Origin of the sequence: Succinimonas sp., from assembly GCF_045225735.1 — a bacterium.
GTDB lineage: Bacteria > Pseudomonadota > Gammaproteobacteria > Enterobacterales > Succinivibrionaceae > Succinimonas.
In genome coordinates, this window is sequence record NZ_JBGVBR010000112.1 from 1 (window position 1) to 22,492 (window position 22,492).

Below are 22,492 nucleotides of genomic sequence, written 5' to 3' on the forward strand. Positions count from 1 at the left end.
ATTTCAGAAGCGGGGGTGAAAGGATAATGAGAACTGAGGGTCACGAAAAAGCACTAGGGGTGGTCACAGAGGGGTAGAATTTCCAACCGTTATCATCACTGCCATCTAAAAGTTTTCTTAAGTCATCAATATTTGGCAGCGCTTTCCGTAACTCCGCAGACATATCTTTTGATGTTTTGTAAGTTGCCACCCCCATGGGTTTGGCATAATCCTGTATTACATAGTCTACGAAGGACTTATTCATATCCTTGCAGAGGATGAGTCCTATGGATGGATTCTCATGCGGTTTCCGCTCAAATCCGTCCAGAATGCTCAAGTAGCTCTGCAGCTGTCCAAGGTAGGATGGCTTGAACTTCCCGGTCTTCAGTTCCACCGCCACCAGACAGTTCAGCTCACGATTGAAAAACAGAAGGTCAATATACTGGTCTTCCCCGAAGGCATCCAGATGATACTGGTTGCGGACGAAGGCAAAGTCCTTGCCAAAGGTAAGGATGAAGTTTTTAATGTTATGGATAATGGCATTTTCTAACATCCGCTCATCCGCATCCTGTTTATCCCGGATTCCCAGTTCCTCCACATTGATATAATCCAGAAGATACTCATCCTTGAATGTACTGATGGCACGGAAAGCCTGCTCCTCCGCTGGAAGCGTCTGCAGAAAATTGTTCGGTAAGCTGCCCTGATGGTGATAGTCATCACGGGCAATGCTTGCAATCAGTTCCTCGTGACTGTATTTTTCGTCAGCACATCGCCTTATGTAAAAAATACGCTCATTTGTATCTTTTATCTTGGAAAGAATCGTTCGGTGATGGGAGAAACCGATGGCAAAAAACGAAGTATCCGGAAACTCTCCGGAAACTCTATTTGTGTTGGCACCAGCTGGTTCCAATTTGAAATCTCTAATTTGGCACCTACGGGTGCCAAATTGCCGTTATCGGACTCAAGCACCGATTCAGATTTGTCCAAATACGACCACTCCTCATAGAATGTCCGCATGTATCGCAAGCTTCTTGCCGAGAATCCTTTCAATCCCGGCAGTTCCTTGTCCAGCCTCTTGCTGATGGCATCGATGACTCCCTTTCCCCAGAAGCCTTTTCTGGAATTCAGAGAGATGTATTTCCCGATGGCATAATAAAGCATCAGCTGCTTCTCGTTCACAGAGCGTACTGCATCATACTGGCTCTGTAAAATCGCAGTCTTGATGATTTCCATAGCATTATCGTAATTCACAACTATCCCCCCTTGGATTATGGCGGCCCCCTTGGATTATGGCTGACAAATTATTATGACAAAACACCATCCATAACCAAGTAATTCTAATACTATCATTCGAAACAATGCTTTTAACTTGCCTGACCAGTTCCAAGTCCGACTCACGCAATGCCGGATAATTCTTCAAATCAAGGAAGTCCAGCACATACGGGTCTTTAATAAAATTCTCGACGGCAAGTGTCTCCGCTAAATCATGTGCTTCCGCAATAACAGGCGACTTTTCTCTGCTGGCAAGAAGCCTTTCATAATACAGCGTGGAAATCTGGCACTCAAGCTGACGGCTTGACCATGCTGAACAGAGTCATTCCTTCAAGTACCAGTTTCTGGCGGTTTCATTCTCAACACGCAAAAGCAATCGGGGCAAAAGCAATCGAGAGTGCGTCAGCTTCAATTGTGAACGCAGCGCGTTCGTAATTGACCGTTATTGTCGCCTGTTCATCAGTTATATCATTGTTATCAGTGAATTATGCAGCACTATCAGTTTAGTTCATTACTTCCGCAAATTCATATTCAGGAATCTTGATATTACAGACATCAAATTTTCTGGTAACCGCATCGTAGTCGTAGTAATCATATCCTTCCTCTCTCTTAGCAAAAACAGAACAGTCAAATTCATGTGGCAAGGCATCACAAAATGAAGCAAAAAAACCGTATAAGCCCTATAAATCAGGGGATTACGCATTGTCTATTCTTTTAACAGGAGAGCGACCGTTTCTGTGTGGCGGGTATATGGAAACTGATCAAAAAATTCCAGCTTATCTATGACATGGGTTTCCGTAAGTACTTTAAGGTTTTCCATAATGGTTACGGGATTGCAGGAAACATAGACAATGTTGTCATGCCGCCGAATCATTTTCAGGGTAGCGTCATCCAGCCCTGCCCGAGAGGGATCCACCAGAACCGTAAGACAGTCGTAACTCGAGATCAACACCGCTTGCTTCGAGTCTTCTGAAGCTTCTGACTTTATTCATGGCCTAGGTAAACTCTTCAGTGCTCAAGCGAAGGATTTTAAGGTTTGCAACGTTGTTTCTGGCAATGTTGAGCTGCGCGGACTTAACCGAGGTTTTTGATATTTCCGTGGCCAGCACCCGTTTAAAGTTTTACGCTAGAAATATGGAGAAATCATCAACCTACCACTCTATCGCCGGTATATCGCTGCCATCCAACGCAGCCTATGCAGTTACTTCCATCGGGAAGCCCGGGCAATTTGGAACTCGCAAGATCAAAATTGGCGCGAATGCAAATATTTAACCAAGAGCCGCAACATGGTTGTACAGTACGCAGTAAATTCACTATAGTTAGCCATATTAACAGATTAACACTTCTTGTTAACAAATATCTCTGTTACTATTATGCTATATATAACATATTAAGGAGGCATGAGTATTGGGTAAGTTTACCGTTGACTTTTACCAGAAAGAGGATGGTTCCAAACCGGTGGGTCGGTTTATCTGGAATCTGTCTCTTCGGATGAAAGCGAAAGTCATCGGAGATCTGCACTTAATGGAAGAGTACAGCAATCTGGCACGAGAGCCGTTAAGCAAGCACATGGAAGATGGAATTTTGAACTTCGCAGCAAGGTTGGAACAGATATATCGTTCGGATTATTTACTTTTTCGAAGAGAACAGAATTATTATTGCAACAAATGGCTTTGTTAAGAAACAGCAGAAAACACCGAGGGCTGAAATAGAACTTGCAAAAAGGCGTAGAACATACCATTTTTCAAGAAAGGGGATGAAATCATGAGTGACCTTCAGGAACTGACGAACGAATTGATGGCAGATGAAGAGTTTCGCAGAGAGTATGAAGCTATTCAGCCAGAATTGGATATCACTCGCGCTATATTAGATGCCCGAATCAGAGCCGGAATAACTCAAAAACAGCTGTCTGAGCGTTCTGGTATCAGTCAGGCCGATATTAGCCGACTGGAAAACGGAAATAGAAATCCCAGTCTGAATCTGCTGAAACGGCTGGCTGCTGCGATGAATTTGACGTTGAAAATTGAATTCATTCCGAATGCAGTATCACAGCATACTGGTATCTGACACTTCTATTCGACCAATCTATGGCAAGAAATCCTGCTGCAAGTTAACAGCAGTTTTTTTGATTTCAAAGGGGCAAGGAGCTGTACTGATTATGCCGGATCTCCCCGCCGTTTTTTCATTGTTTTCTGAAAAGTACATTACTTTTCACATCCAAGATTAGGCACAATTCACGCCATTTCCTTCCGCAAACGCAAAATGGTATCTTTCCGCCTTAATATGTTTTTACATACAGTCAAAATCGCTCTTTACAGTCATGCTCAAAAAAGCATCAAACTCCGCAAACCCTTTGATTTCAAGGGCTTTCAGAGCCGGTCTATTTTGCCCTTGATAGTAAAACTACGGTCTCGACGTGACAGGTATGCGGGAACATGTCAAAAGCATAAAGGCATTCCAGCTGATAACCGCGTTTAATAAACCATGCCATGTCCCGCTTCTGGGTTTTGGGATTGCAGGAGATATACACAATCCGGGGTACCCCGAGAGCAGCCAGAGTATTCACCACGCTCTCCTCCAGCCCCTTTCTGGCAGGATCCAGAATAACACCGTCAAACCTGACTCCGCCTTTGACCAAATCCGGAAGAACATCCTCAACCCTGCCCGCATAAAAGCTGGCATTGCCGATGCCGAAGATCTCGCTGTTTCTTTCCGCATCCCGCACCGCTTCGGGAACCACCTCGATCCCAAAGGTTTCCCGGGCTCGCTCCGAAAGACGGAAGGAAATTGTACCGATGCCGGAATAAAGATCCGCTATCCTGGCATCCGGAGCCGGATCCAGAAGCTCAATGGCCTTATCGTACAGAAGCCCGGTAATTTCGCCGTTTATCTGAAAAAACGACACCGGCCGCACCCTGAACACCCGTCCCAGAAGCGGCATTTCCGCATAGAGCCCGCCCCGGACTGCCTGAAAGCTTTCCCCGAAGATCCGGTTTCCGGGATCATTATTGAAATTCACCGCAATATTGGCGATCCCAGCCTTTTCCAGCAATCTCAGCACTGCCTCCGGCACAGCTGCCGAGGACGATGCGGCATCGTTCCCGGTTCTGAGCACCAGAACCGCGCATCTCCGGAAGGCGGCATCAGCCTCCCCGGATTTTTCCCCGTCCGGAGCTCCCCGCAAAAAGATATAACGAAGGTTTTCGGAAAAGATCTTCATCTCCCGGGCATCTTCCGCACTGGAATTTCCGCCATAAAGGGTTTCATTTACCAGATCCCGAAGCCCGTTACGCGCCCGGTTCATCCATGCAGGTTCCAGAAGACAGTCCGGAATAGCAATGATTTTGTGAGAATCCCTTTCATAAAGGCCCAGCATAAATCTGCCATGGCCATTATTGTCCCGGCCCTTATTCTCACCATGTTCCTCGTTCCTGTCCTCTGTCTCATCCGCCGTTTTCCTGCTGAAATTCCCCTTTATTCTCTCATTCCTTTTATCCGCCCTTTCATTCCCGGTATCCGCTTTCCGGTTCTGAAGATCCGGCTCCCCGGAGGCGGCATTATCCCACCCGGACACGTAAACCGCCTTGTTCCGGTAGCGGAAAGGATTAGGCATTCCGGTAATGCCGCGATACTTTTCTTCCGAAAACCCCGGAAGATCCTTAAAGAGATTCAGGAGATAAGCAGATTTAAAACGGAGCTCCGCTTCATATGACAAAGCGGTAAAGGAGCAGCCCCCGCACTTAACGGGGCAGAAATCAGGAATCCTGTCCGGACTCCGCTTCTGAACTTCGAGAAGTCTTCCGGAGATATACCCCGGCTTATCAATAACGGGTTCCAGAGTTACCGTTTCCCCGGGAAAGGCTCCGGGAACAAAGACCTTTCTGCCATTAAGAAAGCCTAAACCAGTGCCTTCTGAAGTTAACTCTGAAATGGTAACGGTGATATAAGACATCAGACGCTGAAAAAAGAGAGAACTGAAAAAGAAATAAAGAAAGGATTTTTTGTTCTGAACTGGTGGCCCATCACTGACTTGAACAGTGGACCAAACGATTATGAGTCGTCTGCTCTAACCGACTGAGCTAATGGGCCGCGGAACGGTTGCAATTATACAAGTCAAATCCCGCCTTGTCTAATATTTCCGGAAACTTTTTTACCCGTCTCACGCGCCTTCCCTTCGCCCCGGCTCTGCCTGCCCGGTACCCCATACCGGATTCTCTCCCGCGCGCTCCATGTCCGTCTTTTCCTGATTCCCTCATGTCCTTCCTGTCCGGACTCTTATTCTCCCTCTGCTTCCAGATCTCCCCAAACAAAAAAGAGCCCGCTAAGGGCCCTTCTCTTCTTCAAAAACCGGCTAACCCGCTTCCTGATTGCTGTCCAGGAAACTCCGGAGCGCCGTGGATCTGCTGGGATGCCGGAGCTTCCGGAGCGCCTTTGCTTCAATCTGACGAATGCGCTCCCTGGTTACGTCAAACTGCTTCCCTACCTCTTCCAGAGTATGGTCGGAGCTCATGCCAATGCCGAAACGCATTCTGATAACCCGGGCCTCCCGGGGCGAAAGTCCGCTCAGGGCCTTTTCGGTGATGTCCTTAAGACTGTCCACCGTGGCCACATCAGCCGGGAGCGGCAGCGTGGTATCCTCCAGAAAATCCCCATAATGCGAATCATCATCGTCACCCACGGGCTTCTCCATGGAAACCGGCTCCTTGGAAATCTTCATCACCTTGCGGATCTTGTCCACCGGAAGCCCCATCCTTTTGGCCAGATCCTCCGGAGTAGGCTCCCGGCCGTTCTCCTGCAGCATCTGCCGGGACACCCGGTTCAGCTTGTTGATGGTTTCAATCATGTGCACCGGAATTCTGATAGTCCGGGCCTGATCGGCAATGGAACGGGTAATGGCCTGCCGGATCCACCAGGTGGCGTAGGTTGAAAATTTGAATCCTCTCTTGTATTCAAACTTATCCACCGCCTTCATGAGGCCGATATTGCCCTCCTGCACCAGATCCAGGAACTGCATGCCCCGGCCGGTGTATTTCTTCGCAATGGAGATCACCAGACGGAGGTTGGCATTAATCATCTCCCCCTTGGCCTTCTGAGCATTCTGATCCCACAGAATAAGCTCCTTTTTCAGATCCCGGAGCTTATAGATCTCAATGCCGATCTTTTCCTCAATAGCGGAAATGCGTTCCAGCTCCGGCAGAATCCTCTCTTCATGAGCGCGGATCTTTTCGGCAAAGGGACGATCGGAATTTACCAGAGTCTCGTACCAGCTCCGGTCAAAGACCTTCCGGTTATCAAGATAGAGCTTCCGGTAGGAGGGCTGATCCATGCCGCAGCGCTTTTTCAGGGTATCGGCCATGAAATCGTCATGAGGCCGCATTTCCGAGAAATGATCCTGAGCCGTCCGGGAGAGGTAGGTAAGCTCCTTCTGGGGCAGCTTGAACCTGACAAACTCCTTCTCCATCAGGGTGAGAGCGCGATGGGTCTGGGCATGTCTGATGCCGTATTTTTCCCGGGCCTTTTCAAAAGAACGCCAGGCTTTGTCCAGATACACCATCTGAGCAGCCACCTCCTCCAGAGAAGGACCGGAACCGCCGCTGTCATCCATATCGCCGTCATCCTTGGCATCGCCGCCGTCGCCTTCGGCATCGTCATCCGCATCATCGCCGGGAGCGGCATCGTCGGAAATGGCCTCATCGGAAACCGGATCCTCGGTTTCCGGCTCCCCGGTCTCGGGAGTGTCCTCATCCCTGACCTCATCGCCCTCGCCGTCTTCTTCGTTCTCCAGCCGGAAGCCGGATACGATATCGGAAATGCGGGAATTCTGACTGGAAATCTCCTGGAACTGATCCAAAAACAGCTTTACCACCAGAGGACAGCGGCCCAGACACGACTGCACGCCGCGGACGCTTTCTTCGATTCTGCGGGCGATCTGCACCTCGGTCTTGCGATCCAGGAGGCCCACGCTGCCCATTTCGCGCATGTACATCCTCACCGGGTCAGTGGTCTTCCCGATATCGGACATCATTTTTTCAGTTTCGGAGGCCGTCTGATTGAGAATCAGATCATCAGATTCCGGAGGCTTGTCGTAAATCTGAATGTCCATCTCCTCGCAGCGCTGAAAAAAATCCTCCAGCTTTTCATCATCTTCAAATTCGGCTGGCAAATGCTCTTTGATTTCAGATTTAGTGAGATACCCTCTCTCCTTTCCATCAATGATTAGCTGTCTTAACGAAATAAATGCAGAAGAATTTTCCATTATACCGCCTTAATAGATAGCACCACACCCGAAGGGGCCGCCATTAAAACTTAGAAAGAACCATGAAAAACAGAAAAGCCGCCCTTTTTATCACAAGAAAGAAACAGGATCTGTCCTCAGGAAAATGACACGGACGCAAAAATATGAAAGAAAAGGGCCACCATATTTAAATGGAGCACAAGATTTTAGATCTCAGAAAGGGGGTGTGTTAAACACTGAATTTAAAAAATATGACTAGGATCACATTAATAGACGTATTTCCTCATAAAGTCCGCTGAACTCAGCAGACTTTTTTCTGTTCTTTTTTCAAAAATTCCCGCCGGCGGCCGGCTTAGTCCCCGCTTCTCGGAGCTGCCGGCTTTTTACCGCGCTTTCGCGGTCTTTCTCGGCATGCGGCAGGCTTTCAGCCATCCACAAAGCTCTTCAGGGGCTCGGATCTCGTGGGATGCCGGAGCTTCCGGAGTCCCTTGGCTTCGATCTGACGAATGCGCTCCCTGGTAAGGCCGAAGTGCTGCCCCACCTCCTCCAGGGTATGATCAGAAGGCATCCCGATACCGTAGCGCATCCGAAGCACCATGGCCTCCCGGGGGGAGAGATCCGTCAGGATCTTCTCAATGACAAACTTAAGGTTGTCCTGAGCTGCCAGATCCTGGGGCATCTGAGTGGTTTCATCCTCCAAGAAGTCTCCCAGCCGGGAATCCTCATCGTCTCCGATAGGAGATTCCATGGACATGGGCTCCTTGGAAATCTTCATCACCTTCTGGATCTTCTCCACGGAAATCCCCATGCGGGCTGAAATTTCCTCCGGAGTGGCTTCATGGCCCTTTTCCTGCAGAATCTGCCGCGCAATGCGGTTGTACTTGTGCATGGTTTCAATCATATGCACCGGCACCCGGATAATGCGGGCCTGATCGGCAATGGAACGGGTAATGGCCTGACGGATCCACCAGGTGGCGTATGTAGAGAACTTATACCCCCGGCGGTATTCAAACTTGTCCACCGCCTTCATAAGACCGATATTGCCTTCGGAAATCAGATCCTGAAAGGGCATGCCGCGGTTAATGTACTTCTTGGCTATGGAAACCACCAGACGGAGATTGGCCTCGATCATTTCGGACTTGGCCTTTTTGGTCTTGGCCTCCCACATCATGATCTCCTGGCTGATGCGGCGGATCTCCGAAATCCGGGTCTGAGAATCGTTCTCAATGCCCCGGAGACACTCCACGGCGCTCAAAAGCTGCTTTTCATAAATCACGGCCTTTTTGGCAAAGGGCTTTTTAAGCTTGATAATGTGCTCGTACCATTCCGCGGAGGCTTCCTTCTTGGATTCGGAATAGTAGCGGCGATACTCATCGGGCTTAAGGCCGCAGTTCTTTATGAGAATGGTGCGGATCTGCTTTTCCTGATTCTTGAGCCTGTCGGCAAAATCCCGCACCACCGTCAGGATCTCCTCATTAAGCCTGCTGTTGATAACAAAGCCGCAGAAGCATTCCCGCATTTCCGCAAAATGCTTTTCCGTGGTCTTGGCGCCGCGGCCGAAACGACTGAGAGCCTTCATGGCGGCGGCATAGTGCTTTCTTAAAGCGGCGATCCGCTCCTGAGCCTGGGCCGGATCCACATCTGCGGCATCGCCCTCCCCTGACATGGGAGCATCCTCGCCGTCATCATCGCCATCGCCTTCATCGGCCTCATCACCGCCGTTTTCATCAGCATCATCAGCGGAGGAGTCATCCTCCTGAACGGTCTCGGGAACATTGTCCCCATCAGCACCGGAAACCGCGCCGCTGTCATCGTCTCCCTCATCCTCCAGAGATCCCGCAGCATCCATGCCGGCATCCATGACCAGAGCATCCAGAGCGATTTCCTCATCAGAGGCAGCGAGATCGGCATCATCATCAGACAGATCCCTTTCGCCGCCGGTATTTTCCTGAAAGCCTGTAATGACGTCTGACAGCTTGCAAAGGCCGTTTTCATAATTTTCAAAATGACGGAGCAGAATCTCCTCGGCGGCCGGGAAATCCGAAATCAGATACTGCACCCGGCTCTTGCCCTCTTCGATGCGTTTGGCGGTGTTGATTTCCTGCTCTCTGGTAAGCAGGTTCACCGCTCCCATTTCCCGCATGTACATTCTGACCGGATCCGAGGAGCTGCCGATGTCGGTTATCAGATTCTCGGTCTCGCCGGCGGTCTGATTGAGCACCAGATCGCCTTCCTCGGGCTCCTTCTCGCAAATCTGGATATCGCGTTCTGCCAGAACCTGAAAGATCTCATCCAGTTTTTCAGATTCAAAATATTCTTCCGGAAGCTTTTCCTTAATCTCTTTTACCGTGAGATAACCACCCTTTCTCTTGCCTTCCTGAGTAAGCATCGCCAGGATTGATGATGGCTTTTCTTCCATAGTACAACATATCTCCAGAGTTAAGAGTTCTTTAAAACTTATGACAGAAGCGCTCTTAAAAAAACCGCCCCTATCTGAAAGCGCATATTTTACACTACTTGGAATAAGTTTAAAGGGGGGGAAATGAAGATCTTCCGGTGTTTTTTTGCAGATCCCCCCTTATTCCCCCGGCACGCGCGCCGGAATCTCTCATCAGGACTTCCGGGAGGGCTGAAGCTGCCTTGTGGCGGTTTCCAGAAACTGCACCTCGATAAGCTCTTCATTGCTGAGCCCGCCCTCCCGGCGGCCCTTGATTCTGAGAGCCTGCTTCCGGGCGGTGAGATGCTCCTGCAGAATGGCCTTAATGTAGTGCATCAGGTCAATGATCTTAATTTCCACAAACCCCTCCTCTTCGATGGCGGCATCAGATCTGGCCGCGAGAAGGCTGATAAGATCCCCGATCTTTCCGGAATCGCGGTACTTTTCCAGAAGGGCTCCGGTGGTGGTATCCGGATTGGCCTTGATCTTTCCCATGAGATCCAAAAGCACCTGACAGCGATCATTGGCATACTCCCGGAGAACCGCCACCAGCTTGTCCGGTTCGGGAATGGCCCGCATAAGCTCGGGATCCTTCACCAGACGGGCCACCACCGCTCTCATGGGATTCAGGGGAATCGTATTCGGATCCATCCGGGAACCGGATCCCCCGGCCCCGGTGCTCTCCGGCCCCCTGACCGCCTTCCGGGCCCGGAGCTTTTCAATACTGTCATCGATGCTGCCATGCAGACCTTCCTGCGACCAGCCCACCAGATCCGCGAGACGCTTTTCCACGGCCGCCCGGGTCAATATGGCATCGGGCATAAGGCTCAGTATTTCGGCTGCCCGGTCAATGCAGTTAATTCTCCCGCCCTCGTCGTCCACGTTGTACTGGTTCCTGAGGGTGGCAATAATATATTCCGGGAGGCTTTCCGCATGCTCCAGATAGTCCAGCATGGCCTTTGCTCCCTGACTGCGCACCAGGGTATCCGGATCATGCTCCGGAGGGAGAAAGCAGAACTGAAGCTGCTTGTCATCGCTAAGGGCCGGAAGAGCCGTGTTCAGGGCATGCCAGGCGGCGTTTCTGCCGGCGGCATCGCCGTCATAGCAGAAGATAATGCGATCCGCCTGTTTAAAAAGCAGGTTCATCTGCTCCGGGGTGGTGGCCGTGCCCAGCGAGGCCACGGCATTGTGAATGCCCGCCTGCTCCAGGGCGATCACGTCCATGTAGCCCTCGGTGATCATGATATAGGGGAGATTTTTGTCCCGGAGATTTCGGATGGCATCCAGATTGAAGAGCTCATGCCCCTTTTTATACACCGGGCTTTCCCGGGAGTTAATGTACTTGGGCTTGGAATTGTCCAGCACTCGGCCGCCGAAGGCAATGGTGCGGCCGCGTTTGTCGCGGATGGGGATTATCACCCGGTTTCTGAAGGTGTCATAAACCTTGCCCTGCTGTCCCTGATTTACAAGGCCCAGATCCGTCATGGCCTTTAGGATCTTCTGATTGTCCCCGGCCAGATTCTTGATGAGATAATCCCAGGATTCCGGAGCAAAGCCCACGTGATAACGCCGGAGGGTGTCATCCGAGAGTCCCCGGTCATGGAGGTACTTAAGGGCCTCCGGATGCCGGGGGAGCTCAGCCTCAAATAAGAGCGCGGCCCGCTCCAGAATATCGTAGAAGTCAACCTCCCGCTCCTTCTTCTCCGGAGCATGACCGGCGCTCTCCTCATATTCCACCTGCACCCCGGCTTCCTTGGCGAGCTGCTCCACCGCCTCGGGGAAACTCAGCTGATCATAGTCCATGATAAAGCCCAGCACGTTGCCGGACTTATGGCACCCGAAGCAGTTATAGAACTGCTTTTGCTGGCTGACGCTGAAGCTCGGGGTCTTCTCGTTATGAAAGGGACAGCAGCACATATAGCTGCTCCCGGAACGCTTCAGGGTGAGCCGGGCTCCGATAACATCCACAATATCGACCCGGTCAATAAGCCTTTCGATAAAATCCTTTTTGATATAGGGCATTTCTGTTCACCTCGTCTTTAACTTTCTGTCTTCATCTTTCCGTCAATCTCTGTCCGCTGTCTTAGTCTTTCTTTGCTTTATCTGTGTTTATTCTGTTTCTCTGTCCTTCTTTCACTCTCCAGGTCTTACTTCAGTCTGCCTCTTTCCTTCTGACAAAACCGCCCTTCCGGAACAGACACTGCCCAACGCCGGAAATATAATAAAAATCCTGCTGAAATACAATAAAAACAATATTTGATTTTCAGAAGCGGCCGGGAAGAATCCTCCGGAGCCGGAGAAGCTGAAGCCAATATCCGCTCCCAATTCTCCGGATTTCCGGGAATCAGCTCTTAATGAGAGGAATGCTGTACCCCGAGGGAACGCTGTAAAACGTGTCAGTGTCGCAGCGCCAGCCGGTAAGACGGCCGCCCCAGACGCAGCCGGTATCCAGAGCCTTTATACCGGGAATATGGCAGTTTCCGGCCAGAGCGGCCCAGTGCCCGAATACTAGGGAGACTGAATCTGCGGGAGCGGGCTTCCGAAGCTCGAACCAGGGCCGGAGTCCCTCCTGAGCGGCCTCTTCCGGGGAATTTTTATTTTTGAAATCCAGGGAACCATCCGGACGGCACAGCCGGATCCTGGTAAAGACGTTCACAAAGAAGCGAATCCGGTCAATGCCAGCAAGTTCGGGATCCCAGCGATCCGGGGTATCGGCAAACATGCGCTGCAAGAACCGGCTCCGGGTAACCGGCTGTCTCAGGGTCTCCTCAGCCTCCCGGGACATGGCCAGGGCATCCTCAATGCTCCACTCCGGAATAATGCCGGCATGAACCAGACAGACGGGAACCCGGGGATGGCGGAATACCAGAGGAGCCCTGCTGAACCATTCCGCAATATCCTCAAGATCCGGGGAGCTCAAAAGATCCTGCAAAAGATCCTTTCTCTTAGGCTCCTTGAAGCCGTAGGCAATGGCCAGAAAATTCAGGTCATGATTGCCCAGCACAAAGGTGGCGCGATCACCAAGATCCCGGATAAAGCGCACCGTGTCCAAAGGCTTCGGCCCTCTCCCGATAATATCCCCCGTAAGAAGAAGTTCATCGCAGGCCGGATTGAAAGCCATCTCCTCCAGAAGATGCCTGAATTCATCATAGCAGCCGTGAATATCGCCGATGCAGTAAACCGCCATAACTCCTCCTTTTCTCTCCGGTCGCTTCCTCTCTTCCCCTTGTTTCCCCTCTGGGTGTAAATGGCGGCGGGGGCAAGCAGTTCATTACAGGCAGCAAGCCCGGCATGAGAGCTCCGGTACTACAGGAAATGCGACTTCCGGGCCAGGGTCAGGAACTCCATGGCAAAGGCGTTTTTCATATCACCCGGAAACTCCTCTCTGTTAAGCACGTCGAAGTCCTCCGGAGAATAGCGCGGGAAGAAGGCATCTCCCTCTATGTGGGCCTTTATCAGGGTAACATAAAGGCGATCCGCCAGCGGAAAGGCGGTTTTATAAAGCTGAGATCCCCCGATAACAAAAACCTCCTTGTCCGATCCGCCTCTCCTGACGCCCTCGGCCAGGGAAGGCACCAAAGCAACGCCCTCGGCCGCCTGATAGTCCGGATTACCGGTAACCACCACGTTAAGACGCCCCGGCAAAGGGCCCCCGATGCTTTCATAGGTCTTGCGACCCATAATAATGGTATGTCCCCAGGTGAGTTCCTTGAAATGACGGAGATCCCGCGGGAGGTGCCAGGGCATCTTCCCGCCCCGGCCGATTACATAATTTTCCGTATGAGCAACAATTAAAGAGAGCATATCAAACCACCGGTCGCTTGCGATAGAAGAAGAGCGGAGGCAGCGCAATGCCCGCCCCCATTGCCAGCATTATAGCCCCGGTGGTGATGCCGTTTAAGCAAAAGGATTCAATTTCTTGAAGCCGGGATCCCGTCCCGTCATAAATCTGTATGGCGCTTAACAAAGTCATATAGGCATTCCGTCCGGGAATAATGGGAATGATGCTGGCCACGGTAAAAACCGGCCGCGGCACCCGGATCCGGGGAGAGATGCCGATGAAGCACAGGCTCATCGCCGTAACTGAAATAAAGGTCGCCGTGACTATGCCGAGATCCAATTCCCGCATCAGAATCATGCGGAGCCCCCAGGTGAGAGCTCCCCCGGCGGCGCACCAGCCCAGACAGCGGACGGGAACGTGAAACAACAGGGCAAAGGCCACGGAGGGCAAAGTAGCCAGAAGAGCGCGCAGAATATAGTCAGTCAGGGTATAGTCAGCCATGGTTACAGTCGGTTAATGTTATGAAATCTTCCAGAACTCCTGCGGGATGAAATAAAGAGCCACGGTGATCCCCAGAGACACCGCCATCAGGAGCATGGTGGTGAGCATCAGCCGGGTAAAGGCCATGGTGTAGTACCCTTTAAAGAGATCCAGCACCCCGTTTACAAAGGGGAAGCCCGGTACCAGGAGCAGCACTCCGATAATGAGGGCGATCTCCAGATCCTTCGGCTCCAGATGAAAGATCCAGGCTCCGCACCCATAGGAGATCAGCGTCCCGAAAAACCCCAGCACCCCGAAAACAAAAAACGGAAACAGGGCATATTTCTGCAAAAACACCCGGAGGGCCATGGTAACTGCTCCCGCCAGAAAACCGGAGGCGCAGGCCATGAGGCTCCCGTCATTCAGAAAGCCGAAGGCCATCGTGGCAAGACCGATCATGAAACAGAGAAACAGGGGATTGATTTCCCGGGTTCTGATGCTCTTAAAGCGTTCCCGGAATTCTGAAAATGAAAGCCCGTCCTTTTCCGCCTCCAGGCAAAGCTTCGTGATATCCGTAAGCACATCCATCTGAATCCCTCCGGTTGACGCCTTCCGGGTGAGGGAGCAGCGGCCATGGGGAGTATTTGCGGAAATGCAGACCATGCCGGCTCCCACAATAACCTGCGTATCCGGATAACCGAAGGCGCGGGCAATGCGCTCCGTGGTCTGCACCACGAGCCGGGTTTCAGCGCTGGAGCTCATAAGCCTTAAGGCCACCTCGGAAAAGAGCTCCAGCCGCTCCTGATCCTCCGGCGGGCACAAAAGAAGGCTCATTGGATTTCCTGCTCAAAGTCTTCCTGAATATCCAGGGGACGTTCTTCTTTAACAGGTTCGGGCTTGTCAGTCCATACGAAAGCCCGGGCTGCGGCATCAACACCGCTCTCCCGTTCCTGTTCCGCGAGATCCTGAATAAGCTGCATCACTTCCTGACAAAGCTCTTCCGTGCCCTTATGAGCCAGAGCGGAAATCACGAAGTACCGGGCCGGCTTTTCCGGAAGGCTGGCCAAAGTGGCGGCAACAATTTCCTCCTGCTCCTCGGGAGTCACGGCATCGCATTTATTGAACACCAGCCAGCGGGGCTTTTCATAAAGCTTTTCGCTGTAATTCCGGAGCTCGTTTTCGATCACGGCAATGCCGGCTGCGGGATCGGAACCGTCCACGGGCTTCATATCCACAAGATGGAGGAGCACCCGGCAGCGTTCCAGATGCCGGAGGAAGCGATGCCCCAGGCCCGCGCCCTCGGCCGCGCCCTCAATCAGGCCCGGAATATCCGCCACCACAAAGCTGCTCCCCTCGGAAACCCGCACTACCCCGAGACTGGGCACCAGCGTGGTAAAGGGATAGTCGGCGATTTTCGGGCGGGCGGGGCTGACTGCGGAAATAAACGTGGACTTTCCGGCATTGGGAAGCCCCAGCATGCCCACATCGGCCATGAGCATAAGCTCCAGCCTGATAAAGCGCTTCTCCCCGGGAGAACCGTCAGTCTTCTGCCGGGGGGCCCGGTTCACGGAGCTTTTAAAACGGGAATTCCCCAGCCCGTGAAAGCCGCCCTTGGCCACCATGAGCTTCTGCCCCTTGGTCAGGAGATCCCCCAGCATTTCCCCGGTATCGGCGTCAATAATGCGGGTGCCCACGGGAACTCTGAGCACGCAGTCAGCGCCCCGGGCTCCGGTGCAGTCGGCGCTGCCGCCGTTCTGTCCCCGGCCGGCGGCATAAAATTTCTGGTACTGATAATCCACCAGAGTATTCAGATTGTCATCGGCTATCACAAAAACATCCCCGCCGTCCCCGCCGTCTCCGCCGTCAGGGCCGCCCTTGGGAATATACTTCTCTCTCCGGAAGCTCACGATGCCGTTACCGCCGTCACCGGCTTCCACGCGGATCTGGGTTTCATCAACAAATTTCATTTTTCTGCCGCCTTTTCTTTTCGCTTCTGCCTGTTTTCTGCCTGATAAGCAATAAAAAAGCCCTACCAATTAAACAACCGGTAGAGCCCCCTTGGCAAAAGAACCTTTGATTAAACAGGAATGATGCTTACAAATCTGCGGTTCTTAGGTCCGGATACGTAATTCTTCACTACGCCATCGCACTTGGCGAACAGAGTGTAGTCCCTGCCCAGACCGACGTTGGGGCCGGGATGGAACTGAGTGCCGCGCTGACGCACGATAATGGAACCTGCCGATACAGCCTGGCCGCTGTATACCTTGACGCCTAAACGCTGAGCATTGGAATCGCGACCGTTGCGGGAACTGCCGCCTGCCTTCTTATGTGCCATTGTATAACTCTCCTGATTAAGCGTTAATACCGGTGATCTTAAGCTCGGTATATCTCTGACGATGACCGGTCACCTTCTGGAAATGCTTGCGGCGACGGAACTTGGTAATAATTACCTTCTCGCCCTGGATCTGATCGACCACTTCTGCCACAACCTTTCCGCCTTCCAAATAAGGAGCGCCAACTCTTACGTTGTCTCCATCAGCAACCATCAGTACCTTGTCGAGTTCGATGGATGCGCCCTTCTGAGCATCCTTGAGAAGCTCTACGGAAATCACATCTCCCTCAGAAACCTGATACTGTTTGCCGCCAGTTAACACAACTGCGTACATTTAAAACTCCATAGCCCTGAAACCTGACGGTAACAGGGACAAAAATCTTTAGATTAACAATAACGATGGCGCGTATTATACAAGTTGGATCACAGTTACGCAACAAAAATGCCCAATATTTTTTACAATTCCCCGGGGATCTGCGGGAATGCGGCGAAAACGCTTTTCCGGCCCCGCGGGGCTCCCTGGTCTCTCCTTTTTCACCGGACGGAAACACGGTATAATATCCGCGGCCGTTCCGGATGCGGACGCCCGTCATTATTGAAGAGATACTACATGACCAGTACAGAAGAACTGCTCTCCGAACCTTTGGACAAGGTAAACCAGCGCATTCTGCAAGCCATAGATTCGCCGGTGGATCTGGTAAACAGCGTGTGCCGTCATCTTGTCCTCGGCGGAGGCAAAAGAATTCGCCCGCTGCTCCTGCTCCTGGCTGCAGGCCTGATCCGGCCCGAAGCTATCGGCGATGAAAAGATTCTGAAGCTGGCCGCGGCCATTGAAATACTCCATACCGCCACCCTGATGCACGATGACGTCATTGATGAAAGCGAGATGCGCCGGGGCCTTAAAAGCGTGAACAGCGTGTTCGGTAACTCCATCGCCGTGCTGGGAGGCGATTATCTCTTCACCAAAGCCTTCGATTTGGCCTCCGTTACGGAAAACTCCGCCATCTTCCGGGATTTCTTCCGGGCAGTGAGCACTATCGCTTCCGGAGAAATCGAGCAGATGGGAAATATCGACCGCCCGGAGCTCAGCGAACAGGCTTACTGCCACACCATTTATGCCAAAACCGGGGTGCTTTTTGAAATAGCGGTCAGAATTCCCGGTATTTTTTTCAAGGTATCAGAAAGCGAGTTAGAAGGACTTACCGGCTACGGCCGCAGTCTCGGGAACGCCTTTCAAATAGCCGATGATATTCTGGACTACACCGCCGATGCCGGAGAACTGGGCAAAAATATCGGCGATGATCTCCAGAATCACAAGATAACCCTGCCCCTGATTTACACCCTGAATGCTTTAGGGGAACCCGAAAGAAGGCAGGCTCTGGATGCCATGGCCCGCTGCGATCTCCCCATGATCATGAATCTCGCGGCAAAAACCGGAGCCATCGCCCGCTGCTATGAAAAGGCCGAATCAGAAGCCGCCAGCGCCAGAAAATCTCTGGAGGTCTTTCCGGACAGCCCCTTCCGGGAACAGCTCTGCAGTCTGGCAGATCGGGCGGTAAAAAGAACGCGCTGATCCTTCCCTTTCTCTCCTCAAATCTCTCCTCAAAAAAAAATCTCCGCCCGGGTACTCCCGAAACGGAGATCTGCATTCCGGAGCGCCGGAACTGCTCTCATGTAACGCCCTTATGCAACGCGCTAATCCAAAGCGCAGAGCTCCTCGTCGCTCCCCAGAGCCCAGCCCTCGGACATGCCGATGATTTCATCCTTCATGGACAGAAAGACCTCAGCAATCAAAGGGTCAAAATGCTGACCGGACTCTTCCCGGATGATCTCGAAGGACTTTTCATATGAAAACGCCTCCTTGTAGCATCTCTTGGATACCAGAGCGTCAAACACATCGGCAATGGCCATCACCCGGGCGCACAGAGGAATCTGCTCCCCTTTGAGACCGTCAGGGTAGCCCTGACCGTTCCACTTTTCATGATGGTAGGTAGCCATGTCCACGGCGGTCTTCAGGATCAGGGGACTTTCTATGGACTTCAGGGTTTCCTGGATCATCATGCCGCCTATTCTGGCATGACGCTTCATGATCTCGAATTCGTCCTTGGTAAGCCGTCCGGGCTTCAGCAGAATCACATCCGACACGGCGATCTTGCCGATGTCATGGAGAGGAGCGGACTGCACAATGGCATTGCGCTTTGCCTCATCCTGAAGCTCCTCCACGTAGTAGCCCTTTTTTAAGAGTCCGTCCACCACCATGGATACGTAGGAGGCGGTGCGCTGAATATGAAGACCGGTAAGCTGATCCCGGCCCTCGATAATGGAAGCAAAGGCCTCCACAATATTCTGCCGGATTTTTTCGATCTTCTGTTCCTGATCCTGATAACGGCGTTCCATGGCCGCCCGGTTCTGCTCCGCCTCCAGCACCCGCATGACACGGTATTCGATGACGCCAAAGCGGGAATTCTTGCTGATATAGTCCTGAGCGCCCAGCCGGAAGCTCTGCTCCTCGGCATCAGGGTCATCGTTATCGCTCATGACAATAACGGGGAGCACCCGAGGCTTGGAGATTCTCCGCAGGCTGCTCATAAACTCCGCGAGCGGGAGGTCAGGGAGCGTATAGTCTGAAATCACCAGATCATAATGTTTGGCGGCCAGCTTAAAAACCGCATCCTGAGCGGTAAAAGCAAACTCCGCCTCGCAGGATCTGTCAAGAACCTGCTGCAGCACCAGCAGATTGGCATTGTCATCACCGACAAGCAGGATATGAAAATGAGGATCCATAGTTCATTCTTTATTTACTGTCCGAGCCCGAATATAAAGCTCTCATACTGCAAAATATAGCACATTTCCGGCGGTTTTACTCACCCGGAGAACGTTTTAGGAAAACATTTTCAGAAAGGGGCTCCCGGGAGTCCCGAAGAGGGCTTTTTCCTGCGGCTTCTCGGTTCTCGGGATCTCTGTTTTTGTTTTTGCAGCTTTATTGCCGCCCGGCAGGCAAAAACAAAACCGGAGGCTTTTTTGCCAAAAACTGCTGTGCTAGCATGGATAACCGGAATCTGATAACCACAAAACCAGAGGTTAAAAAATCCCCGGGACGGGCTCTCTCGTCCGGGACAATGCCTAAATAAGGAGATGGTCATGGATAACACCGGCTTCGCTTTGCGGCAGAAAAATAAGCAAAACAACGATAACAGATCCGGATGCCTCCTGTGGTGGATCGGGGATCTTCTGGAATTAGTTCTGGCTCTCTTTACCAGCGGCGAATAAGGAGCATCCCGAAAAATACCTGATAAGAAGATGGCTATGGATAACACCGGATGTCTGCCGGGGGGCTGATAGCGGATCTCATTGCTGGAATCTTTACCTGTTTCGGCAGCCCGCTCCATAAAAAAAGAGGGCCGCGCCCCCTTTTTAATTAACACATCCCGAAACCCGTCACACTGCGATTTCCCGCCAGCATCAGGCTCCGGCAGATCCCGAGGTCAGCTAGGCTGCGAAGGGATGATGCAGAATGATGGTCTGATCCCGATCCGGGCCTGTGGAAATAACGTCAATCCTGACTCCGGAAACCTCTTCCAGACGTTTGATGTATTTTTTGGCATTTTCCGGCAGAGCATCATAGCTGGTAACGCCAAAGGTTGACTGCTTCCAGCCGGGCATCACCTCATAAACCGGCTCCAGTCCCAGATAATCATCGGCAGCCAGCGGCGAATAGTCAATTATCGTGCCGTCAGCCTTTTTATAGGCCGTGCAGATCTTCACCTCCTCCAGCTCATCCAAAACATCCAGCTTGGTAAGGCAGAGTCCGGACAGGGAGTTCATCTGATTGGATCGGCGCATGGCCACGCCGTCAAACCAGCCGCAGCGACGGCGGCGTCCGGTAACGGAACCGAATTCCGCGCCCTTCTCGCAGAGATATTCTCCGGTCTTGTCAAAAAGCTCGGTAGGGAAAGGTCCGCCGCCCACCCGGGTGGTATAGGCCTTTACAATGCCCTCGATGTAGTCAATATGCCGCGGGCCGAAACCGGCTCCGGTACTGACGCCGCCGGCAACGGTGTTAGAGGAGGTCACATAAGGATAGGTGCCCTGATCAATGTCCAGGAAGGCTCCCTGAGCTCCCTCGAACATGATCTTGCAGCCATTTTCTCTGGCCTTGGCCAGAAGGGAGGTTACATCAGCCACCATGGGAAGGATTTCTCCGGCATACTTCTTACAGGCTTCCAGCACCTCATCATAGGAAACCTCCGGCTGGCCGTAATAGCTGGTCAGACAGAAATTGTGGTATTCCATAACCGTCCGCAGCTTGTCGGCAAAGTCATCCATATTAAAGAGATCGCCTACCCGAACTGCTCTTCTGGCAGCCTTGTCTTCATAGGCCGGACCGATGCCTCTTCCGGTGGTGCCGATGGCTTTTTTGCCCAGCTTGGCTTCCCGGGAGCGATCGATGGCAATGTGATAGGGCAGGATCAGAGGACAGGCCGGAGAAATGATCATTCTGTTCCGTACCTGCACGCCTTTGGCCTCCAGCTCCGTGATCTCGCCCATAAGAGCCTCGGGATTTACCACCACGCCGTTTCCGATTACGCAGGTACAGCCAGGACGCAGAATTCCGGAAGGAATAAGACGCAGAACCTGCTTCTTGCCATCTACTACAAGAGTATGACCGGCGTTGTTCCCGCCCTGATAACGCACTACATAGTCCGCTTCAGCAGTCAGCAAATCAACAATCTTACCCTTTCCTTCATCACCCCACTGGGTGCCTAAGACAACTACACTTTGAGCCATTTTCTCTGCCACTAAAACACATGGCTGCTTCCCGGTTTCGAAAGCAGCAGTTTAACAATCAAACAGCGTGATTTTATCAAAAATTCCCCCTGTTGACTATCTCTCAGGCCGGCGGAGACAGTTCCGTACCCGTTACCGCGGTTACAGCCGAAAAGGACAGCGCCTGCATCGGAAAACATCTCCGGATACACCGCGCTGTCCTCATCAGCAAAAAAGTCAGCAAAAATACTGTCAGCTATATCTTTGCAGCAATGTTTCAAAATCCTGATCTGTTACGCCGAGTTTTGCTATTGCCACATCCCTTGGGATTAAGCCTTTTTTGTAAAAATAGACAACGGTTTTTTCCTCGCCCTCTTTTATACCCTCTTTTCTGCCCTCTTCTCTGCCCTTTTCAGCAGCATCCAGGCATTCCCTCTCAAGATAGTCATGAAATTCATCCTGGGATCTAATTGAAAGCTCCATTGTCATCTCCTATTATCGGCATCACTCATTACCGGCTCTCTAAGAACAGCAGAAACCTTGAAACCAAAACTTTCAGAACAAAAAGACAGCGCATGTATCGGAAATCACCTCCGGATACCGCGCTGTCATCGTTAACGGAAAAACTCAGCTAAAATACTTTCAGCTATATTTTTGCAGCAATACTTCAAATTCCTGATCCGTTACGCCGAGTCTTGCCATTGCCACCTCCCTTGAGATTAAGCCTGCTGTGTAAAAATCGATAACGGTTTTTTCCTCGCCCTCTTTTATACCCTTTTTTATACCCTCTTTTATACCCTCTTTTATACCCTCTTTTCTGCCCTGTTCAGCGGCATCATTGCATTTGCCCTGAAGAAAGTTATCAAAAATTTCATTGGAAGTAATTGACAGTTCCATAGCATCCTCCATTTTTCTTGCGTATCTTTCAATAAACTGCGCCATAACATCATAGCCCTCATCGAGGCACTCCCTCTTGATGCTCTCTATGAATTCTACACCATTCCTGCATTTAGTTCTGAGACCTGCGGCAAGCTTGGAAAACCAGATGTACTGACCTGCGATGGTGCCTTTTTCCTTTGCGGAGAACACGCTTATCTCGAAATTCAGATACGCTGGTATCCGGGTTATCTTCGGATGATACATGCGGGTAAAATTCATCGTGCCGTCCGGCTTCGCTTTTTCGTCTCCGGTATATATCAGGCAGCACCG

Annotated in this window: 25 protein-coding genes and 1 tRNA gene; 5 read left to right on the plus strand and 21 right to left on the minus strand. The window is 51.7% G+C overall.

Going from position 1 to position 22,492, the window contains the following annotated elements; genetic code table 11:
- Window positions 1-40: 40 nt before the first annotated feature.
- From ACJROR_RS04030 to ACJROR_RS04050, 5 genes are all read right to left on the minus strand, one after another.
- The gene (locus tag ACJROR_RS04030) at window positions 41-889 is read right to left on the minus strand and encodes a YhcG family protein (RefSeq protein ID WP_406545972.1); all 849 of its coding nucleotides are present in this window, start codon (window positions 887-889) and stop codon (window positions 41-43) included.
- Entirely contained in the window at window positions 784-1,230 is a 447-nt protein-coding gene (locus ACJROR_RS04035) for a DUF1016 N-terminal domain-containing protein (protein WP_406545973.1), read from the minus strand. Before ACJROR_RS04035 ends, ACJROR_RS04030 begins: the two co-directional genes overlap by 106 nt.
- A gap of 524 nt (window positions 1,231-1,754) precedes the next feature.
- Complete coding sequence (locus ACJROR_RS04040; RefSeq protein ID WP_406545974.1) at window positions 1,755-1,895, minus strand: hypothetical protein; 141 nt, start codon at window positions 1,893-1,895, stop codon at window positions 1,755-1,757.
- 62 nt (window positions 1,896-1,957) lie between these two features.
- Complete coding sequence (locus ACJROR_RS04045) at window positions 1,958-2,203, minus strand: hypothetical protein (protein WP_406545975.1); 246 nt, start codon at window positions 2,201-2,203, stop codon at window positions 1,958-1,960.
- 43 nt (window positions 2,204-2,246) lie between these two features.
- Complete coding sequence (locus tag ACJROR_RS04050; RefSeq protein ID WP_406545976.1) at window positions 2,247-2,360, minus strand: hypothetical protein; 114 nt, start codon at window positions 2,358-2,360, stop codon at window positions 2,247-2,249.
- Window positions 2,361-2,658: 298 nt separating this feature from the next.
- Between ACJROR_RS04050 and ACJROR_RS04055 the strand changes: the two genes are divergently transcribed.
- From ACJROR_RS04055 to ACJROR_RS04065, 3 genes are read left to right on the plus strand one after another with little or no spacing between them, the layout of a single operon-like run.
- Window positions 2,659-2,931 carry a hypothetical protein gene (locus tag ACJROR_RS04055; protein WP_406545977.1) on the plus strand — a complete coding sequence of 91 codons (273 nt, stop codon included), beginning with the start codon at window positions 2,659-2,661 and terminating at the stop codon, window positions 2,929-2,931.
- A complete protein-coding gene (locus tag ACJROR_RS04060) occupies window positions 2,909-3,019 on the plus strand; it encodes a type II toxin-antitoxin system RelE/ParE family toxin (protein WP_406545992.1) in 111 nt (36 codons plus the stop codon). The genes ACJROR_RS04055 and ACJROR_RS04060 overlap by 23 nt, the downstream gene beginning before the upstream one ends.
- Window positions 3,016-3,318 carry a helix-turn-helix domain-containing protein gene (locus ACJROR_RS04065; protein ID WP_406545978.1) on the plus strand — a complete coding sequence of 101 codons (303 nt, stop codon included), beginning with the start codon at window positions 3,016-3,018 and terminating at the stop codon, window positions 3,316-3,318. Before ACJROR_RS04060 ends, ACJROR_RS04065 begins: the two co-directional genes overlap by 4 nt.
- 313 nt (window positions 3,319-3,631) lie before the next feature.
- On the opposite strand, the gene rlmD is transcribed toward ACJROR_RS04065, so the two are convergent.
- The 12 genes from rlmD to rplU form a co-directional block, all read right to left on the minus strand.
- Entirely contained in the window at window positions 3,632-5,203 is a 1,572-nt protein-coding gene (gene rlmD / locus ACJROR_RS04070) for a 23S rRNA (uracil(1939)-C(5))-methyltransferase RlmD (RefSeq protein WP_406545979.1), read from the minus strand.
- 60 nt (window positions 5,204-5,263) lie between these two features.
- Window positions 5,264-5,340 (minus strand) — tRNA-Ile (locus tag ACJROR_RS04075).
- 262 nt (window positions 5,341-5,602) lie between these two features.
- Window positions 5,603-7,507: an RNA polymerase sigma factor RpoD gene (gene rpoD / locus ACJROR_RS04080; RefSeq protein WP_406545980.1), complete on the minus strand. Its 1,905-nt coding sequence runs from the start codon at window positions 7,505-7,507 to the stop codon at window positions 5,603-5,605.
- Window positions 7,508-7,910: 403 nt separating this feature from the next.
- On the minus strand, window positions 7,911-9,905 hold the full coding sequence (gene rpoD / locus ACJROR_RS04085; RefSeq protein WP_406545981.1) for an RNA polymerase sigma factor RpoD: 1,995 nt from the start codon (window positions 9,903-9,905) through the stop codon (window positions 7,911-7,913).
- Between the two features lie 192 nt (window positions 9,906-10,097).
- Window positions 10,098-11,945 carry a DNA primase gene (gene dnaG, locus ACJROR_RS04090; protein ID WP_406545982.1) on the minus strand — a complete coding sequence of 616 codons (1,848 nt, stop codon included), beginning with the start codon at window positions 11,943-11,945 and terminating at the stop codon, window positions 10,098-10,100.
- A 322-nt stretch (window positions 11,946-12,267) separates the two neighbouring features.
- On the minus strand, window positions 12,268-13,110 hold the full coding sequence (locus ACJROR_RS04095; protein WP_406545983.1) for a symmetrical bis(5'-nucleosyl)-tetraphosphatase: 843 nt from the start codon (window positions 13,108-13,110) through the stop codon (window positions 12,268-12,270).
- Between the two features lie 119 nt (window positions 13,111-13,229).
- On the minus strand, window positions 13,230-13,727 hold the full coding sequence (locus ACJROR_RS04100) for a dihydrofolate reductase (protein ID WP_406043969.1): 498 nt from the start codon (window positions 13,725-13,727) through the stop codon (window positions 13,230-13,232).
- Between the two features lies 1 nt (window position 13,728).
- A complete protein-coding gene (locus tag ACJROR_RS04105; RefSeq protein ID WP_406043967.1) occupies window positions 13,729-14,205 on the minus strand; it encodes a threonine/serine exporter family protein in 477 nt (158 codons plus the stop codon).
- 18 nt (window positions 14,206-14,223) lie between these two features.
- Entirely contained in the window at window positions 14,224-15,018 is a 795-nt protein-coding gene (locus tag ACJROR_RS04110) for a threonine/serine exporter family protein (protein ID WP_406545984.1), read from the minus strand.
- Window positions 15,015-16,151 (minus strand): Obg family GTPase CgtA, encoded by a 1,137-nt coding sequence (cgtA, locus tag ACJROR_RS04115; RefSeq protein ID WP_406545985.1) that lies wholly within the window; start codon window positions 16,149-16,151, stop codon window positions 15,015-15,017. The genes ACJROR_RS04110 and cgtA overlap by 4 nt, the downstream gene beginning before the upstream one ends.
- A 110-nt stretch (window positions 16,152-16,261) precedes the next feature.
- Window positions 16,262-16,519, minus strand: a complete 258-nt coding sequence (gene rpmA, locus ACJROR_RS04120) for a 50S ribosomal protein L27 (RefSeq protein ID WP_406043961.1) — start codon at window positions 16,517-16,519, stop codon at window positions 16,262-16,264.
- Window positions 16,520-16,535: 16 nt separating this feature from the next.
- Window positions 16,536-16,850 carry a 50S ribosomal protein L21 gene (gene rplU / locus ACJROR_RS04125; protein WP_406545986.1) on the minus strand — a complete coding sequence of 105 codons (315 nt, stop codon included), beginning with the start codon at window positions 16,848-16,850 and terminating at the stop codon, window positions 16,536-16,538.
- A gap of 276 nt (window positions 16,851-17,126) precedes the next feature.
- Here rplU and ACJROR_RS04130 point away from each other — a divergent pair, with 276 nt between their 5' ends.
- Window positions 17,127-18,089: a polyprenyl synthetase family protein gene (locus ACJROR_RS04130; protein ID WP_406545987.1), complete on the plus strand. Its 963-nt coding sequence runs from the start codon at window positions 17,127-17,129 to the stop codon at window positions 18,087-18,089.
- Between the two features lie 122 nt (window positions 18,090-18,211).
- On the opposite strand, the gene ACJROR_RS04135 is transcribed toward ACJROR_RS04130, so the two are convergent.
- Window positions 18,212-19,300, minus strand: a complete 1,089-nt coding sequence (locus ACJROR_RS04135) for an HD domain-containing phosphohydrolase (RefSeq protein WP_406545988.1) — start codon at window positions 19,298-19,300, stop codon at window positions 18,212-18,214.
- A gap of 357 nt (window positions 19,301-19,657) precedes the next feature.
- Between ACJROR_RS04135 and ACJROR_RS04140 the strand changes: the two genes are divergently transcribed.
- Window positions 19,658-19,786, plus strand: coding sequence for a hypothetical protein (locus ACJROR_RS04140; protein ID WP_406043953.1), 129 nt, complete (start codon window positions 19,658-19,660; stop codon window positions 19,784-19,786).
- Window positions 19,787-20,005: 219 nt separating this feature from the next.
- Here ACJROR_RS04140 and ACJROR_RS04145 read toward each other — a convergent pair whose 3' ends face one another.
- The 3 genes from ACJROR_RS04145 to ACJROR_RS04155 form a co-directional block, all read right to left on the minus strand.
- Window positions 20,006-21,304 (minus strand): adenylosuccinate synthase, encoded by a 1,299-nt coding sequence (locus ACJROR_RS04145; RefSeq protein ID WP_406545989.1) that lies wholly within the window; start codon window positions 21,302-21,304, stop codon window positions 20,006-20,008.
- A 231-nt stretch (window positions 21,305-21,535) separates the two neighbouring features.
- Window positions 21,536-21,766 carry a hypothetical protein gene (locus ACJROR_RS04150; RefSeq protein WP_406545990.1) on the minus strand — a complete coding sequence of 77 codons (231 nt, stop codon included), beginning with the start codon at window positions 21,764-21,766 and terminating at the stop codon, window positions 21,536-21,538.
- A 159-nt stretch (window positions 21,767-21,925) separates the two neighbouring features.
- Window positions 21,926-22,492, minus strand: a 567-nt coding sequence (locus ACJROR_RS04155) for a hypothetical protein (RefSeq protein WP_406545991.1), incomplete at its 5' end; no start/stop codon positions are given.

Coding starts and splice junctions, on each gene's coding strand:
- ACJROR_RS04065 (WP_406545978.1), top strand. CDS start 3,016: ATGAGTGACCTTCAGGAACTGACGAACGAATTGATGGCAGATGAAGAG.
- rlmD (WP_406545979.1), bottom strand. CDS start 5,203: ATGTCTTATATCACCGTTACCATTTCAGAGTTAACTTCAGAAGGCACT.
- rpoD (WP_406545980.1), bottom strand. CDS start 7,507: ATGGAAAATTCTTCTGCATTTATTTCGTTAAGACAGCTAATCATTGAT.
- rpoD (WP_406545981.1), bottom strand. CDS start 9,905: ATGGAAGAAAAGCCATCATCAATCCTGGCGATGCTTACTCAGGAAGGC.
- dnaG (WP_406545982.1), bottom strand. CDS start 11,945: ATGCCCTATATCAAAAAGGATTTTATCGAAAGGCTTATTGACCGGGTC.
- ACJROR_RS04095 (WP_406545983.1), bottom strand. CDS start 13,110: ATGGCGGTTTACTGCATCGGCGATATTCACGGCTGCTATGATGAATTC.
- ACJROR_RS04100 (WP_406043969.1), bottom strand. CDS start 13,727: ATGCTCTCTTTAATTGTTGCTCATACGGAAAATTATGTAATCGGCCGG.
- ACJROR_RS04105 (WP_406043967.1), bottom strand. CDS start 14,205: ATGGCTGACTATACCCTGACTGACTATATTCTGCGCGCTCTTCTGGCT.
- ACJROR_RS04110 (WP_406545984.1), bottom strand. CDS start 15,018: ATGAGCCTTCTTTTGTGCCCGCCGGAGGATCAGGAGCGGCTGGAGCTC.
- cgtA (WP_406545985.1), bottom strand. CDS start 16,151: ATGAAATTTGTTGATGAAACCCAGATCCGCGTGGAAGCCGGTGACGGC.
- rpmA (WP_406043961.1), bottom strand. CDS start 16,519: ATGGCACATAAGAAGGCAGGCGGCAGTTCCCGCAACGGTCGCGATTCC.
- rplU (WP_406545986.1), bottom strand. CDS start 16,850: ATGTACGCAGTTGTGTTAACTGGCGGCAAACAGTATCAGGTTTCTGAG.
- ACJROR_RS04130 (WP_406545987.1), top strand. CDS start 17,127: ATGACCAGTACAGAAGAACTGCTCTCCGAACCTTTGGACAAGGTAAAC.
- ACJROR_RS04135 (WP_406545988.1), bottom strand. CDS start 19,300: ATGGATCCTCATTTTCATATCCTGCTTGTCGGTGATGACAATGCCAAT.
- ACJROR_RS04140 (WP_406043953.1), top strand. CDS start 19,658: ATGGATAACACCGGCTTCGCTTTGCGGCAGAAAAATAAGCAAAACAAC.
- ACJROR_RS04145 (WP_406545989.1), bottom strand. CDS start 21,304: ATGGCTCAAAGTGTAGTTGTCTTAGGCACCCAGTGGGGTGATGAAGGA.
- ACJROR_RS04150 (WP_406545990.1), bottom strand. CDS start 21,766: ATGGAGCTTTCAATTAGATCCCAGGATGAATTTCATGACTATCTTGAG.